Origin of the sequence: Bacillus sp. 22483, from assembly GCF_052044605.1 — a bacterium.
In the GTDB taxonomy this organism is placed as follows: domain Bacteria; phylum Bacillota; class Bacilli; order Bacillales; family Bacillaceae; genus Bacillus; species Bacillus altitudinis.
On sequence record NZ_JBQENU010000007.1, the window covers coordinates 63547 to 79021 of the forward strand.

Below are 15475 nucleotides of genomic sequence, written 5' to 3' on the forward strand. Positions count from 1 at the left end.
AAGTTACGCAAAGCTATCATATTATAAATATCAAAAATATGTCAATTATACTAAATGGTGTAAGGTGGAGCATCTCATGAGTACAGTGAACCATTGTTTATATGCAATCTCCTATACTTGGAAAAAAAGTCGTTCTTATCTTCTTTTAACTTTGTTCATTCAAATGATCGTTGGTTTTATGCCTTTGGCTAGTGTCTGGATTATTCAAACTTTGATTAATGAAATTATTTTATTTATGACGTCTTCAGGTGACATTCAAAAGGTTTTGTGGTTATTTGGACTGCAAATGGTCATTGTGATTTTAGGATATGGGCTTCAATTCATTCTTCAGCTTAGTCAACAGAAAGCGACAAATCTGATTGGTCTGCATTTGAAAGGTGAATTGCTTCAAAAAGCGATAAGACTACCGTTTATTACGTTTGAGCACCCGTCCTTTTACAATGAAAGTCAACGTGTGATGAACAGTCATCAGCATGTTCTCAGTATGGTGAGAAGTATTTTTACAATGATGAGCGCGTTGATTACTGTTGTATCACTTCTTATCTATATGATCGGTATTCATTGGGGCTTAGCGGTCATATTGTTCTTGTTTACCTTGCCTGTATTATGGATTGAACTTTTCTTTGGAGGCGCACGTTATCGATTAAATCGTTTGTTAACGGCTAATGATCGAAGAGAAATGTATGTGTCTGATCTCGTCGCACAGCGAGATTCTTTAAAGGAAGTTCGTTTATATGGAATAGGGAATTATCTTCTTCAAAAGTGGAGAGGTCACTACATTAAAAGTGCAGATGAAAAATATAATTTGCTGAAACGCCAAGTGCGCTGGGAGATGGCAGGCGGGTTGCTCATGACATTGGCCTATGTGTGCTGTGGTTTATTGATTGTCTTTCTTATTTTTCAAAAAAAATTAGCAGCGGGTACGTTTGTTGCAGTGCTACAAGCTGTACAAAACATTCAAAGTGGGTTTCAAGATTTAACAAGGGAATGTTCTAGTTTATATGAAACAAGCCTATATGTTGATGAAATGAGAGCTTTTCAAAAGAGAGAAGAGGAAATGCATGAACAGACGGAAGAGGCAGCGTCGCTTGAGGGAATTGAGCATATCCAGTCCATTACATTAGACAATCTCTCTTTTACTTATCCGAATATGAAAAAACCAGCGATTGAGCATATTCATTTTCATATGAATAAAGGTGAGCGAATTGCATTAGTAGGAGATAATGGATCCGGTAAAACCACTTTAATCAAATGTTTAACCGGCTTATACGATCCAGATCAACAGAATATGCACAAAGTCAATGGAGAGGATATTTCCACCATCCATAAAAAGACCTATCATGCGAGAATGGCTGTTCTTTTTCAAGATTTTATGAAGTACGAATTCACTGTGAGAGAAAACATAGGGTTTGGCCGTATTGATGATATAGAAGAGAAAGAGCGGTTGATTTCAGCCGCCCGCCAAGCAGGTATAGAGAAAAGAATTAATCAAATGGAAGACACATATGATGCGCAGCTAGGTCGCTTTTTTGAAGAGGGACATGAATTGTCTGGCGGACAATGGCAAAAGCTTGCGATGGCGAGAACCTTCTTTAGAGAAAGTGATTTTATTATTTTAGATGAACCGACCTCTGCTCTCGATCCGCTGTCGGAGATCTCGCTCATCCGAAAGTTATTCGATCATACGCAGGATCAAGGGGTTTTGTTTATTACACATCGTATGGGAGCGGCCCGCTTAGCAGACCGTATCATTGTCATGAAAGATGGTGCTTTCATTGAAGAGGGCAACCATGATGAACTGATGGCGTTGCACGGAGAGTACAGAAGGCTATACGAGGCACAATCTCAACTATTTCAACAAAAGGAGATGGTGTAAGGTGAGTGTCTTTTATTTCATAGGCGTCTATTTACTAGGAATCATTTTTGCAGGTGCATGGCTGGATAAAGCAAGAAAACAGAAGGCACATGTCCAGCAGATCAATGCTTATCGGCTGCTGCCTCCTTCTTTCGCGGCACCTATGTTTTATTTATTTTTGTTGATTGAGTTGGTTTGTACGGTTTATTTGTTTATATGGAACATGTCTGTCCTGCCTGCAATTGGCCTTACAGCCCTGTTATGTATTTATACTGGAGCGGTTACGTTCAATTTAATGAGGGGGCATCGTGATATTTCGTGCGGTTGTGGAGGGTTACTGGAAAACGATCGCCTGCATTGGGGGATTGTGATTCGCAATCTGCTGATGCTTACTCTTGTGGCAGGGTTATTTTATGTACATGTACATCCTAGTGTTGAAATGATTTCATTGCGGTTGAAAATGATTTGTTTTCTCATTGCAGCGGCTGTCTGTTTGATCATAGCGGTCAGCCAAGAAATTGTGCTATTGAAGCGAAAGTGGATCGACTCATTCCAGATTGCAGATGGATCAATTATAGAAGGAGATAAAATGAAATGACAGATATTTTATTAATCATTGTGTTATTAATTGTCATTGCCCAGCTGGCTGTCGTTTTTTTGCTTGCACGTTTTATCGGGAGATTTATGAATAAAATAAAGTCCCTTGATGGAATTGAATTGAAGGAAGCGGATATTGGTGACCCGGCTCCGTTATTTCGCAGTTATTCGCATGTAGGTGAAAAGGTGATCTTGAAGGAGTATTTGCAAAATGGGCGAGCTGTGATGCTGTTATTTGTGAATTCTACTTGTATGACTTGTAAAAGTATTTTGTCTGATGTGCAGCCTCAAACTTCACATGATGATGCTCATGTGATTGTTATTAATGGAGATGAACAAGCCGATGATGCTTCGCTTCTTCAATTGCTGCCGGAGCAAGCTGTTTATATGCGCTCATCACAAATTATGGAGTTGTATGGGGTAACAGTTGTTCCACAAGCGCTTCTGATTGATGAACATGGTATCATTCTGAAAAGAAAATCGCTTCAAAATGCGAAGCAATTTGAGCAGTTGGTGCATGCTTCATAAAAAAAGCGTCTCTTTCTTCAAGAGACGCTCCGTTTATAATTCTTTTCCTAAAATATCTAAGTCGTACCGATTGCCGTCCATTTCTGCGATGCGTGGCAAATGTCCCCAAGTCTCAAAGCCGTGCTTCTTAAATAATTTGATGCTGGCTTCGTTGTGGCCAAAAATAAAGGCAAGTAACGTTCGGATGCCTAATGAGGGTGCCAATTCGAGCGCCTCTTGTAAGAACAGTGACCCTAAACCTTTTCCTCGATAGTTTTGGTTCAAGTAAATACTCATTTCAACAGTACCGTTGTATGCGGGTCTGCCGTAAAACGTTTCAAAACTGAGCCAGCCGTAGATATTTCCTTCCTCATCTGTTTTCACATAGAGAGGACGTTTCTCTGAATGATTCAAAAACCACTGACGGCGGTCTTCTACTGTAACAGGTTCAGTATCGGCCGTTACTTCTCTTGAAGCAATCGTTGAATTGTAGATTTCGACGATCTCTTTGAGGTCATCTTCTGTTGCCATGCGGTTGAAAGTTTTCACCATATGTACCCCCATCTTTTTTCATTCATCATACATATTATTGATGCGATTGCGCAAAATAAAAAGAAAAATGATTTCGTGTGTATATATTTTTTGAAAAGTGTTCAGAATGTTGCTGAGGTGATGAAAAATGAGAGAGGAAGAAAAGAAACGTACTTCCAAAATCACAAAAGTTCAGCAATTTTTCCGTAAGCGCTGGGTATTCCCTGCTATTTACTTGGTCAGCGCAGCGGTCGTGTTAACAGCCGTTCTTTGGTATCAAGCTGTATCGAAAGATGTGAAAGACCAACTATCTGATGGAAATCAAACAGGACAAGAACAGCGTGATGATGCCGTTGAAGTCGGAAAGCCAATTGAAAATGTCGCTATGCCGGTCCAGAATTCTGAGAATGTTTCTGTCGTGAAAAAGTTCTATGAAGCAGATGCTGATCAAAAAGAAAAAGAAGCAGCACTTGTAAACTATAATAACACCTATACCTTAAGCAAAGGTATTGATCTTGCAGATAAAGATGGCAAAGTGTTTGATGTCACAGCTGCTCTTAGTGGAACAGTCGTTCAGGCGAAAAAAGATCCAGTTCTCGGTCACGTTGTTGAAATTGAACATGAAGATGGATTGTCTACTGTGTATCAATCGTTGTCTCAAGTGAGTGTAAAAGAAGGCGATGAAGTAAAGCAGAATGATGTCATCGGTGCTTCTGGTAAGAATCTATATGGTGCTGAAAGCGGCAACCATGTTCACTTTGAAATTCGTATGGAAGGTTTAGCGCTTAATCCACTTAGCTTCATTGATAAGCCTGTTTCTTCCATTGAAAAAGCAGCGCAAGAAGTGACGGAAGAAGCAAAAGAACCTGCTCAACCAAAGGCTGATGAAAAAACGAAGGAACCTGCTGCTGACGATAAGGCAAAAGAACCGGCTGAAGAAAAATCTGAAGATAAGTCTGATGAGAAGGGGAAATCCTCTGATCAAGAAAAGTCTTCAGATTCCTCTAAAGACCGCAGTCAGTCAGAAGAAACAAAACAATCTTAATGTCATGTCAGATCCTCTGTGTAGATAAATGCACAGAGGTTTTTTCTGTCTTTAAAAAACCTCCGCCATATGGCGGAGGGGATGCTATAAGGCGGCAGGTCCTTCTTCACCTGTCCGAATGTTGATTGTATTTTCTATCTCATATATAAAAATCTTCCCATCCCCTGGTTCGCCTGTACGCAGTACTTTCTGTGCTGTTTCCACGACCTGTTCAACAGGTACTTTGCTTAAGACGATTTCAATCTTTAAACGTTCGTACACATTGCTTTCCTTTTTGACGCCACGGTATAGTTCCGTATGTCCCTTTTGTAATCCGCAGCCGTGCACATTGGAAAAGGTAATCGAGGTGACACCAATCTTTCCAAGCTCCACCTTTAATGTTTCAAAATTAGCTGGACGTGTGACAATCTCCACTTTATACATTTTGCTCATAGAGACACCCCTTTTTCTTTAATCTTGATATGCTTTTTCGCCGTGCATCGTTAAATCAAGACCGACTGATTCTTCTTCTTCAGTTGCGCGAATCTTGAAGAAGATGTTGACGACTTTGATGATCACGTATGTGACAACTGCAACAAAGACGTATGTGGCCACGATGGCGACAACTTGTTTCCAAAGTAAGCTTGGATCGCCGTAAAATAAGCCGTTGGCTCCGCCATCATTGACAGATGTAGTGGCGAAAAGGCCTGTAGCAATGCCTCCCCACGTACCGCCGATTCCGTGCAGACCGAATGCATCCAGTGCATCGTCATAGCCGAACTTGGCTTTGAGTGAATAGACGCCCCAGAAACAAACGATTCCACCGATGATCCCGATGATAATCGAAGCAAATGGTGTGACAAAACCTGCGGCAGGTGTAATCGCTACTAGGCCTGCAATGGCGCCGGAGATTGCACCTAGCATCGTTGGTTTTTTGTTGATCATCCATTCGACCAACAGCCAGCCGATGATTCCTGCAGCAGCAGCTGTATTGGTGTTAATAAAGGCATACATGGCGACACTATCTAATGTGAGGGCACTTCCTACGTTAAACCCAAACCAGCCAAACCAAATCACAGCTCCACCAAGAAGTGTGTAGATCAAGTTATGCGGAGAAGAACTTGCCGCTTCTTTTCGCTTCCCGAGAACAATGGCTACGACTAGACCAGCCACACCGGATGATATGTGGACGACGTTTCCACCGGCGAAGTCAAGTGCTCCCATTTCTCCAATCCAGCCGCCGCCCCATACCCAGTGTGCGACTGGAGCGTATACAAATGTGACCCAAAGGAGTGTAAACACGACCACCGCTGAGTAACGAATACGTTCAGCGAAGGCACCAGAGATAATGGCTGTTGTGAGGACGGCAAAGGTCATTTGGAACATCATGAACAATGAATGTGGAATTGTATCACTATATGAACCAGGTTCAAAGCCAACGCCTTTTAGTCCAACCCAGTCAAAGCCTCCGATCCATGCATTGCCTGGCGCAAAGGCCAGTGAATAGCCAAACACGATCCAGACGATAGAGACAATGGCTAGTGAGGTTAAGCTGTGCATTGTCGTACTTAACACGTTTTTACTTCTCACAAGTCCTCCGTAGAATAAGGCTAAACCCGGTGTCATTAACCACACGAGTAGTGCGCAGAAGAACATAAATACTGTATCACCCATTTGCATGCTGCATTCCCCCGAATCATTCAGAATTAATAGATTTCTTAATTCTTCATTATAGAGAGAAAAGTCATATATAACATATTCATGTAAGTTTATCTAACATGGTTTTTTGGTCATTATCAATATAAATGGATGAAAAGTTCGTAAAAAATGAGAATAAACGTGCATGAATCACGAAAAATAAAGGGCGTTTGACCTATAAAATCGAACTGAGAAACAATTTGGTTCGCTCCTCTTGAGGAGAATCAAATAATTCTGATGGGGTACCTTGTTCGACGATTCGTCCTTCATGCATATAAACAACTCGGTCAGCTACTTCTTTTGCGAAGCCCATTTCATGAGTGACGATGACCATTGTCATGCCTTCTTTGGCAAGACTTTTCATAGTTTGCAGCACTTCGCCTACAAGCTCTGGGTCCAGCGCAGAAGTGGGTTCGTCAAATAACATGACATCGGGCTTCATGGCGAGAGCTCGTGCGATGGCAACGCGCTGTTTTTGACCGCCTGATAGCTTTGAAGGGTACACTTTTGCTTTATCCGCTAGTCCGACTTTTTCTAATAAGACATTGGCTTCAGTTATCGCTTGTGCTTTCTTTGTTTTTTTCACCATGACCGGTGCTTCGATGATGTTTTCAAGCACGGTTTTGTGCGGGAAGAGATTAAAATGCTGAAACACCATGCCTATTTTCTGCCTCATTTCATTTAATTGATCTCGTTTTGGATGAACGGGACTGCCATCAATGATGATCTGACCGTCATTTTTTATTTCTAAAAAATTCATACAACGGAGCAAGGTGCTTTTTCCAGAGCCGCTTGCACCAATTAAGACGACGACATCATTTTCATATACAGTGAGATCGATATCTTTTAAGACATGCAGCTCTCCAAAGTATTTATTCAGTTTTTCAACACGAATGATCTCTTTTGATTCTGTCATGCTTCTCCTCCTAATGATCACTGACTGAAAGTTTCTTCTCAACGGTTTGCACAGCGAATGTTAACAGCAGGACAAGAACTAAGTAATAGACAGCCACGACAAGTAAGTACGTCATGTTGTCAAAACTGTTGGAACCTTGAGTGGTGGCGATGTTAAAGAGTTCATTGACGCTGATGAAGGCGGCAAGTGATGAATCTTTTAAGCCGATAATAAACTGATTGCCGAGCGGGGGAAGGGCACGCCGCATCGCTTGCGGGAGAATGATACGTCTCATGGTTAGAAATCGCCCCATGCCAAGAGAACGTCCTGCTTCTTTTTGACCTTGATCGATTGATTGAATCGCACCTCTAAATATTTCTGCTATATAGGCACCGTTATGGAAGGCAAGCGCAATAGAGGCTGCCCAAAAGTCGGGTATATTTAATTCTGTAAGCCCAAAATACAGGATAAAAATCTGCACAATGAGTGGTGTCCCGCGTACAAGGAAGATATAGGCATTTGCGATATAACCGAAAACGGCTACGCGGGATATTTTTAGTAAGGCAAAGAAAAGCCCGATGAACATGCCGATGAAAATGCTGATGACAGTGAGTTGTAAGGTGAGCAGCATTCCTTCTAAGAAAACGCCTCTAGAATCAATCAGCGTTTGAAAAAAGTGTGATAAGGTAGGCAAAACAATCATCTCCATTTGAAGAAAGTGCGCCTAGAGAAAGGCGCACAATCGTGGTTTTAATCCTGTTTGACGGTAATATCTTCGTCAAAATACTTTTCGCTAATTTGTTTTAATGTTCCGTCTTTTTTGAGTGCATCAATCGCATCATTGATCTCTTTCATGAGTTCTTTATTGTCTTTAGAGACAGCGATTGCTTGCTCACTTTGCCCGAGTCTTTCTTGTGCTTCAATTTTAAGTTTTTTCTTCATGGCTTCTGCACCTGTGGCAAAATCAGTGACGACCGCATCGTGTTTGCCGTTGGCTAGTGCTTCTAAAGCGACAACATCACTGTCGTAATATTTTGGTTCCTGCCCGCTATGTTCTTTGGCAATATCCGCATAGGACGAACCTTTAGAGACAGCGATTTCTTTGTTTTTTAAGTCATCTGCACTGTGAATGTCTGCGCCGGGTCTTGTGAAGATTTGCGGACCGGAGTAGTAATACGGTTGAGAAAAAAGGACGTGTTTTTTTCGTTCCTCGTTGATGGTATGACTTGCAACGGCCGCATCAAATTTGCCTGCTTTGACGCCTTCGACGATGCCTGCGAATTTATATTTTTTCTGTACAGGCTCGAGGCCCATCTTGTCGCTAATCGCATTGCCGACATCAATATCAAAGCCGGACATCTGGTTTCCATCCATGTAACTGAATGGGTGGAATTCACCTGATGCTGCAAAAATAAATTTCCCATCTTCCAAAATCGGCGACCCTTTCGCTGTAGAATTACGTTTATCTCCGTTCCCATTTGTTTCATTTGAACCGCACGAAGACAGAAGTAATACTGCAACCGAGAAAAGGGCTGGGACCCAAAACCGTCTTTTTTTAATAATAAGCTTCTCCTCCTTTTCAGCCGTTCTCCGTATAAGGAGAAAGTAGGCTTTTAAATATGTGTAGCATCTTACCATTTGTTCCTCATATTCTCAATTTTATATGCGCTTTTCCAACACTTGCCCTTTTTAGAATGTATGTCTTGCTTTTCGGAGAGAGAACTTGAATTGCTAAGGGTAAAAAAGGGAAATGAATCTCATAATAACGAGGAGATAGACAAAGAACGTGTATGTCAAAAGAAGGGGGCGGGTGTATGATCAAATGGAAAAACAACCGAAAAGTCTTTTTAACGGCGATTGCTTTTGGAACGATGTTAAATCCACTGAATTCCTCAATGATTTCTTTAGCCTTGCATCAAATTCAGCATGAGTTCGGTTTGTCGTTTACGACGGTATCTTGGCTCATTTCAACCTTTTATTTGGCCAGCGCGGTCACACAGCCGATGAGTGGACGAATTGGAGATCATGTGATGAGCCGGAGAACTTTATTTTTATTTGGACTAGTTCTAGTGGCAGTCTCAGCCATTTGTGCGCCGTTTGCCCCGACTTTTGCGGTGCTGATTGTAATCCGGCTTCTTCAGGCGATTGGAAGTAGTGCGATCTATCCTTCAGGTGTTGGACTGATTCGGGATCATGTGAAGGAACGACAAGCTTCTGCTTTAGCGGTATTGTCTATTTTTGCTTCAGCGATGACAGCACTTGGTCCGACACTTGGCGGGTTTTTGATGACGATCGGCAGCTGGCCGGCGATCTTTTTAGTGAATCTGCCATTCATATTGATTAGTTTTTTTCTAGGCTTTTCCTTATTTCCTAAGGAGAAGAAGAAAAAATTGCGTATCGGAGACACTGTCCGAAAGCTTGATTTGCCAGGGATGTTTCTATTTACAGTTTGTATTGTCCTTTTGCTTTCTTTTTTATTATCACTATCTGATGGTATTCAGTATGTACAGGGCATTCTCTGTCTTGTGAGTGCGGGTGCTTTTATATGGTGGGAATATCAGGTGGATGAGCCATTTATCCAAATTCGGATGTTCAGGCAGGAGAAACGGCTTTCACTTGTGTATGTGCAATTTATCATTTTAAATATTTTCTTCTATTGTCTCTTTTTTGGCTTGCCAAGTTATTTTCAAGATGAATTGGGCTGGCGTGTGGAGATGACGGGTCTCTTTATGCTTTGCATGTCTGGCATGAGCATAATGGTATCGCCGCTGACTGGCAAGTGGGTAGATCGCGGCGATGAACGTCACCCTGTTTTGGCAAGTGCTGTGCTGATGCTGGCCGGCGCTTCCGCCATGACTTTCTTTTTTATTCCTGCGCCATTCTGGGGGAAAGGACTGGTTCTTGCTTTGCTTGGACTCAGTTACGGGATTGGAAATGTTGCGCTTCAAGCTGCGATGTTAAAAGCGAGCCCTCAACAAATGATTGGCACGACCTCTGGGCTTTTTCAAACATGCAGGTACCTTGGTTCCATTCTGTCATCTGCCGTGCTTGGCATGCTGTTTGGTGAGGAAATTGCAGGTTCTCATTTTGAACAATTAGGCTGGACATTGATCATGATTTCTCTTGTCGGCATTAGCGTCAGCCTTTATTTTTCGAGTATGGTCAGAGGAAAACAAACAATGAAAAAAGCGGCTGGGATAAAGTAGAAGAGAGGTCTTCCATACTTTATCGCAAGCCGCTTAAGAGTTGGACAGGTCTGATCCCTGATCCTTTGTCTTTCTTCTGAAAATTTTCCCTACAATTGTCTCGTAAAATGTCACGATACGGTCAATTGGAGAGTCAAAGAACTTCCATAATTTATTCATGATAAAGACAACCACAATCGATACGATCAAGCTGCCTAATACATCAAATGGATAATGATGACCGACCCAGATGCGGGAGAACCCTGTCAGTAATCCAAAAACAAGCAAAATATTGCCGAGTTTTTTATTACGGGATCGAATGGCTAGTGAAAGAGCCAGTGCACCTGTTGTGTGGTCACTTGGGAAGGAAGCGTCTGCTGAGTGCGGGATGAGTGTGTCGACTTTGTGCGCCACAAACGGCCGCTCTTCATAATAAAACAGCGTAATAGCAAAATTGACGATGAGTGCCACGATGCCTGTTACACCAGAAAAGAAGACATGCTTCTTAAATTTGTGATTACCTAAAAACCAGCAAATCAATAAGACGAGGGCATATACGAGAATGGCCTTTTTCGTAATGAAAATCATGGCCTGATCTAAAAACTCAGAATGATGAGCCATCCCGTGTATGACTTTAAACAATTCGTAATTCAAAACATCACCTATACTTTCGCTTAACGCCAACTATTTTTCAAAAGACCTATCTGTTCATTTGAAATATCCTATATTTTAGCATGTTTTCAGTGAAGTTTAAAACAGTATCCTATTCTGATAGGGAAACCTTTTGTGCTTTTGCTTCTTGCGGTTTTCGTTCGCTCCAATAAAAAACGCCCATGCTGAGTAACACGACAACGCCAGCAATGAGATATACATTTGAAAAATCTGTGAAGCTGACAAGCAGTCCGAAGACAAATGATCCAGCGGCAATCCCCGTATCATACAAGGTAAAGAAAGTTGCTGTGGCGTAGCCTGTACGGTGTGCTGGTGAGTGCTGTATCGCAAGTGTTTGCAGACATGGCACCAAAGAGCCGTAGCCCAGGCCGATGACAGCGCCGGATAAAAGAAGCATGGTGGCTGTTTGGGTAGCGGTCAGCATCCATAAACCAATCGCAAAGAGAGCAATCGATGGATAAATCACAATATGAGGCCCGACTCGGTCAAACAGTCTGCCTGTAAATGGACGTGATCCAAGCATTGCAGCTGCAAATACAATGAAGAAATAACTGCTTGCACCCATTAGGTTCAGGGAATTGGCATAGACTGAAATAAATGAAATGATCGGCGAGTAACAGAAGGAGATAATGATTCCAACTGCTGCCGTTTTTAAAGCACCTTTTTCAAACAGGTGAGAAAAAGTGAATCGAAAGATGACACTTCCGCCGTTTTCAGGCTCTGGCTGTCTAATCAGCATCGTGAAAGCTGCACCGATGGAGACGATGATCGAAAAGAGCAGAAATAAAGAATGGAATCCGATTTTTCCTACTTGATTCAGTGCGATAAACGGACCGATGACCACGGCAAGGTTCATTGACATCACAAAGTATCCAAGACCCTCTCCTCGTTTATGTTTCGGAATCATATCAGCAGCAATGGCACTTGCTACGGTTGTCAAAATGCTGAAGAAGATTCCTTGCACGAAACGCAGCATGAGAAGTGTTTGGAATTGATCAATTGGAATGTATAAATAAGTGAGCAGGGCAAAAGCCGTTGAAGAAAAAATCGCCATGCGTTTCTTGCCGAATTTCTCAATAATGGCCCCTGAAAATGGCCTTGTCACAATTGCTGATAATAAGAAGACCGTCACAAGGAGGCCGCCCTGTGATTCTGTTCCATTTAATTCATCCATTGTGTAAATGGGGAGTAGTGTCAAAAGGGCATAAAAAGAGGTGAATGTAAATAAATTCACCAGGACAATCATGATAAAGTCTTTTGTCCAAATGCGTTCGTTCATGGTGTAAGTCACTTCCTATTCAGTTGATAATTTGTGTAAAAGTGTATGGAGGAGTTGTTTTTCTTCGTAGGTAAAATCTGAAAGACATTCTTCTTCAAATTGTTCCATCGTCTGTTTGATTTTTTGAAACTTTGCTTTTGCATCGTCTGTCATGACGATGAGATTCTCACGTTTGTCTTTTCCTTGGACTCGTTTCACCCAGCCGTTTGCTTCTAGACGCGTCACGGTTCTTGTAATCGTCGGTGCTTCGACGTTCAAATAGGTCCAAATGTCTTTTTGCGTTTTAGGACCGAATGTATCCAAACAAAAAAGTACAGTCCACTGGGACATGTACAAGTCATAAGCAGCAAGCGCTTCGTTCGCTTTTTTAGACAGCAGCCGCGCGCTTTGATGTATTTGATGTAAACACTCTCTGTTTAACGTATCCATAGGCTCACCTTTATTCATTATTTATCTAGGTAAATAAATTCACCTTTCCTATTTTACGTGTTACACCGATGCTTGTAAAGTGAAAATTTTCGCCACTCGAAATGATTTTTTGTTTTGTCTTTTCTGATAAATCCCTTGTCCCATCTTCATTTTTAGCATATTCCCTATGCAATGCTAATACACTGTTACAAACCTGACAAAGAGAGTGTTTGAGGTGAGGGATCGTGTTTGGCATTTACTACCTAATGGATGAGAAATTAAGACGAACAAGCGCCGCTGAAAATGGATAATATTGATACGGATCTCATTTCACACTTCTCACATCCATTTTAGGGAGGTCGAGTGGTGTGCACGATTACATCAAAGAGCGAACAATCAAGATAGGAAAGTATATCGTGGAGACAAAGAAAACCGTTCGTGTAATTGCGAAAGAATTTGGAGTCTCTAAAAGTACTGTACACAAGGATCTAACAGAAAGACTGCCAGAAATTAATCCAGATCTGGCTAACGAAGTGAAGGAGATACTGGATTATCATAAATCAATCCGTCACCTGCGAGGGGGAGAAGCCACAAAGTTAAAGTATAAAAAAGAAGAAATTTTAGAAGGTGAGCCTGTAAAACAGTAAGCTTTAGTTCTTTGTTCATAAACATGATATATATATCTTCCTCTTATCGGTAGTTTCTAACCACAAATTTTGTAAAGACTTTTGTAAAGAAATATCTTTTTTTCTTCAAATTATGATAGAATATATAATTAGGGCAGAATGTGGTATTTGCTATGGAAACAGATTTTCAAGGAGGATATATATAGATGTTTGCTAGGGATATTGGAATTGATCTTGGTACTGCAAATGTACTGATTCATGTCAAAGGAAAAGGAATTGTGTTAAATGAACCATCTGTTGTCGCTCTTGATAAAAACAGCGGGAAAGTATTAGCTGTTGGAGAAGAAGCGAGACGTATGGTTGGACGTACGCCTGGGAATATTGTTGCGATTCGTCCATTAAAAGATGGCGTAATTGCTGATTTTGAAGTAACTGAAGCGATGCTCAAGCATTTTATTAACAAATTGAATGTGAAAGGGCTGTTCTCTAAGCCGCGTATGCTCATCTGCTGCCCGACAAACATTACATCTGTTGAGCAGAAGGCAATCAAAGAAGCTGCTGAAAAAAGCGGCGGGAAGCATGTATTTCTTGAAGAAGAGCCAAAAGTAGCAGCAATTGGTGCTGGTATGGATATTTTTCAGCCAAGTGGAAACATGGTCGTAGATATTGGAGGCGGAACGACAGATATCGCTGTCATCTCGATGGGTGACATTGTAACCGCCTCTTCTATTAAAATGGCTGGAGACAAATTTGACCTGGAAATTCTAAACTACATTAAAAAAGAGTACAAGCTGTTGATCGGTGAGCGAACTGCAGAGGACATTAAGATCCAAGTTGCAACGGTATTCCCAGACGCACGTCACGAAGAGATCTCGATTCGTGGACGAGACATGGTGACAGGATTACCAAGAACGATTACCGTCACAAGCAAAGAAGTAGAAGAAGCATTACGTGAATCTGTATCTGCCATTGTTCAGGCTGCGAAACAAGTTCTTGAAAGAACACCACCTGAATTATCAGCTGATATCATTGACCGCGGCGTCATCATTACTGGTGGCGGAGCGCTTCTAAACGGGCTTGATCAATTGCTTGCAGAAGAGCTGAAAGTACCAGTTTTCGTTGCAGAAAATCCAATGGATTGTGTAGCAGTTGGTACTGGCGTGATGCTTGATAATATGGACAAGCTGCCAAAGCGTAAACTCAGCTAATGATTTCCCTCATTCTTTTTAGAAAGAATGGGGGATTTTTATTAAAGAAGCCTGCCAATATGCCGATATATTTCATAGAAGATTGTGTACTGATGATTTTAGGTCATGTGAAAGAATTTGAATGAGGTGAGCACGTGTTAAAAGGACTATACACCGCAACATCTGCCATGATCGCTCAAGAGCGGCGGACAGAAATGCTTTCAAATAATATCGCAAATGCGAATACTCCAGGCTATAAAGCAGATGAAGGGGCCATGCGCGCATTTCCAGAAATGCTGCTAAGCCGAATGGAATCAGGACGTTTCCAAACATCTTCAGGCAAAGGCTTTAGTATCCCTCAGCAAACGGCGATTGGCGGAATTAATACGGGAACATACATGCAGGAATTGATTCCTCAATTTACACAAGGAACATTAAAAACAACGGATCAAACAACGGATATCGCATTAGTAGAAAATAATGTACCCATCAACCCGGAGACAAATCAAAAGTCAGCGCTTTTTTATGCTGTGAATACACCAGAAGGCGTTCGTTATACGAAAAGCAGTTCCATTACATTGAATGATCAAAATCAGTTGACGATCAATGGACGTGCCCTTCTTTCCGTGACGGGTCAGCCGATTACCGTTCAAAGTGAGAATTTCAAAGTGAACGCAGATGGAACCGTGAGTGAAAACGGACAAAATCTTGGACAAATTGATGTACGTGTTGCAATGGATACAAGAAACCTTGCGCGTGAAGGAAATGATTTATACCGTACAGCTGATAACCAGCCTCTTCCAAGTGCGGTCAATAACGGTCAAATGTCCTATACATTAAGCCAAGGTGTATCAGAGCTGTCGAACGTTGATGTGACGAAATCATATACAGAAATGACAACAGCCTACCGCGCATTTGAAACAAACCAAAAAGTGGTTCAGGCATATGATAAAAGTTTAGAAAAAGCAGTAAACGAAATCGGAAGAGTGTATTAATGAAGAAATGAAGAGA

At 41.6% G+C, this 15475-nt stretch carries 17 protein-coding genes; 8 read left to right on the forward strand and 9 right to left on the reverse strand.

The annotated features are described in order from the left end of the window. Positions 1 to 76: 76 nt before the first annotated feature. Genes ACTJJQ_RS12020 through ACTJJQ_RS12030 form a run of 3 tightly spaced genes read left to right on the forward strand, consistent with a single transcriptional unit; the run spans position 77 to position 2980 of the window. A complete protein-coding gene (locus tag ACTJJQ_RS12020) occupies positions 77 to 1876 on the forward strand; it encodes an ABC transporter ATP-binding protein (protein WP_017368197.1) in 1800 nt (599 codons plus the stop codon). A gap of 1 nt (position 1877) precedes the next feature. After that, positions 1878 to 2453: a MauE/DoxX family redox-associated membrane protein gene (locus ACTJJQ_RS12025; protein WP_217816079.1), complete on the forward strand. Its 576-nt coding sequence runs from the start codon at positions 1878 to 1880 to the stop codon at positions 2451 to 2453. Then, positions 2450 to 2980 carry a TlpA family protein disulfide reductase gene (locus ACTJJQ_RS12030; RefSeq protein ID WP_007497592.1) on the forward strand — a complete coding sequence of 177 codons (531 nt, stop codon included), beginning with the start codon at positions 2450 to 2452 and terminating at the stop codon, positions 2978 to 2980. The genes ACTJJQ_RS12025 and ACTJJQ_RS12030 overlap by 4 nt, the downstream gene beginning before the upstream one ends. Positions 2981 to 3013: 33 nt before the next feature. On the opposite strand, the gene ACTJJQ_RS12035 is transcribed toward ACTJJQ_RS12030, so the two are convergent. Continuing rightward, positions 3014 to 3511, reverse strand: a complete 498-nt coding sequence (locus ACTJJQ_RS12035; RefSeq protein ID WP_242731183.1) for a GNAT family N-acetyltransferase — start codon at positions 3509 to 3511, stop codon at positions 3014 to 3016. Positions 3512 to 3638: 127 nt separating this feature from the next. Between ACTJJQ_RS12035 and ACTJJQ_RS12040 the strand changes: the two genes are divergently transcribed. Next, complete coding sequence (locus ACTJJQ_RS12040) at positions 3639 to 4535, forward strand: peptidoglycan DD-metalloendopeptidase family protein (RefSeq protein WP_007497590.1); 897 nt, start codon at positions 3639 to 3641, stop codon at positions 4533 to 4535. Between the two features lie 84 nt (positions 4536 to 4619). On the opposite strand, the gene ACTJJQ_RS12045 is transcribed toward ACTJJQ_RS12040, so the two are convergent. The 5 genes from ACTJJQ_RS12045 to ACTJJQ_RS12065 all read right to left on the reverse strand — a co-directional run bounded on the left by ACTJJQ_RS12045 (position 4620) and on the right by ACTJJQ_RS12065 (position 8745). Beyond that, positions 4620 to 4967, reverse strand: a complete 348-nt coding sequence (locus ACTJJQ_RS12045; protein ID WP_007497589.1) for a P-II family nitrogen regulator — start codon at positions 4965 to 4967, stop codon at positions 4620 to 4622. Between the two features lie 18 nt (positions 4968 to 4985). Next, positions 4986 to 6194, reverse strand: coding sequence for an ammonium transporter (locus ACTJJQ_RS12050; protein WP_008343343.1), 1209 nt, complete (start codon positions 6192 to 6194; stop codon positions 4986 to 4988). Positions 6195 to 6387: 193 nt separating this feature from the next. Beyond that, the gene (locus tag ACTJJQ_RS12055) at positions 6388 to 7128 is read right to left on the reverse strand and encodes an amino acid ABC transporter ATP-binding protein (RefSeq protein WP_008343342.1); all 741 of its coding nucleotides are present in this window, start codon (positions 7126 to 7128) and stop codon (positions 6388 to 6390) included. A 10-nt stretch (positions 7129 to 7138) separates the two neighbouring features. Further along, positions 7139 to 7816, reverse strand: a complete 678-nt coding sequence (locus ACTJJQ_RS12060; protein ID WP_007497584.1) for an amino acid ABC transporter permease — start codon at positions 7814 to 7816, stop codon at positions 7139 to 7141. Between the two features lie 41 nt (positions 7817 to 7857). Next, complete coding sequence (locus ACTJJQ_RS12065) at positions 7858 to 8745, reverse strand: transporter substrate-binding domain-containing protein (RefSeq protein ID WP_317328160.1); 888 nt, start codon at positions 8743 to 8745, stop codon at positions 7858 to 7860. A gap of 176 nt (positions 8746 to 8921) precedes the next feature. Between ACTJJQ_RS12065 and ACTJJQ_RS12070 the strand changes: the two genes are divergently transcribed. Beyond that, the gene (locus ACTJJQ_RS12070; protein WP_440600222.1) at positions 8922 to 10313 is read left to right on the forward strand and encodes an MFS transporter; all 1392 of its coding nucleotides are present in this window, start codon (positions 8922 to 8924) and stop codon (positions 10311 to 10313) included. Between the two features lie 33 nt (positions 10314 to 10346). Here ACTJJQ_RS12070 and ACTJJQ_RS12075 read toward each other — a convergent pair whose 3' ends face one another. The 3 genes from ACTJJQ_RS12075 to ACTJJQ_RS12085 all read right to left on the reverse strand — a co-directional run bounded on the left by ACTJJQ_RS12075 (position 10347) and on the right by ACTJJQ_RS12085 (position 12672). After that, on the reverse strand, positions 10347 to 10946 hold the full coding sequence (locus tag ACTJJQ_RS12075) for an undecaprenyl-diphosphatase (RefSeq protein WP_217816083.1): 600 nt from the start codon (positions 10944 to 10946) through the stop codon (positions 10347 to 10349). A gap of 109 nt (positions 10947 to 11055) precedes the next feature. Continuing rightward, entirely contained in the window at positions 11056 to 12243 is a 1188-nt protein-coding gene (locus tag ACTJJQ_RS12080) for an MFS transporter (RefSeq protein WP_350384932.1), read from the reverse strand. A gap of 15 nt (positions 12244 to 12258) precedes the next feature. Continuing rightward, positions 12259 to 12672, reverse strand: coding sequence for a MarR family winged helix-turn-helix transcriptional regulator (locus tag ACTJJQ_RS12085; protein ID WP_008343328.1), 414 nt, complete (start codon positions 12670 to 12672; stop codon positions 12259 to 12261). A gap of 347 nt (positions 12673 to 13019) precedes the next feature. Here ACTJJQ_RS12085 and spoIIID point away from each other — a divergent pair, with 347 nt between their 5' ends. From spoIIID to ACTJJQ_RS12100, 3 genes are all read left to right on the forward strand, one after another. Continuing rightward, on the forward strand, positions 13020 to 13298 hold the full coding sequence (gene spoIIID, locus ACTJJQ_RS12090) for a sporulation transcriptional regulator SpoIIID (protein WP_008343327.1): 279 nt from the start codon (positions 13020 to 13022) through the stop codon (positions 13296 to 13298). A 185-nt stretch (positions 13299 to 13483) separates the two neighbouring features. Beyond that, positions 13484 to 14485, forward strand: a complete 1002-nt coding sequence (gene mbl / locus ACTJJQ_RS12095; RefSeq protein ID WP_007497573.1) for a cell shape-determining protein Mbl — start codon at positions 13484 to 13486, stop codon at positions 14483 to 14485. 134 nt (positions 14486 to 14619) lie between these two features. Further along, on the forward strand, positions 14620 to 15459 hold the full coding sequence (locus ACTJJQ_RS12100) for a flagellar hook-basal body protein (protein ID WP_017360018.1): 840 nt from the start codon (positions 14620 to 14622) through the stop codon (positions 15457 to 15459). Positions 15460 to 15475: the final 16 nt, after the last annotated feature.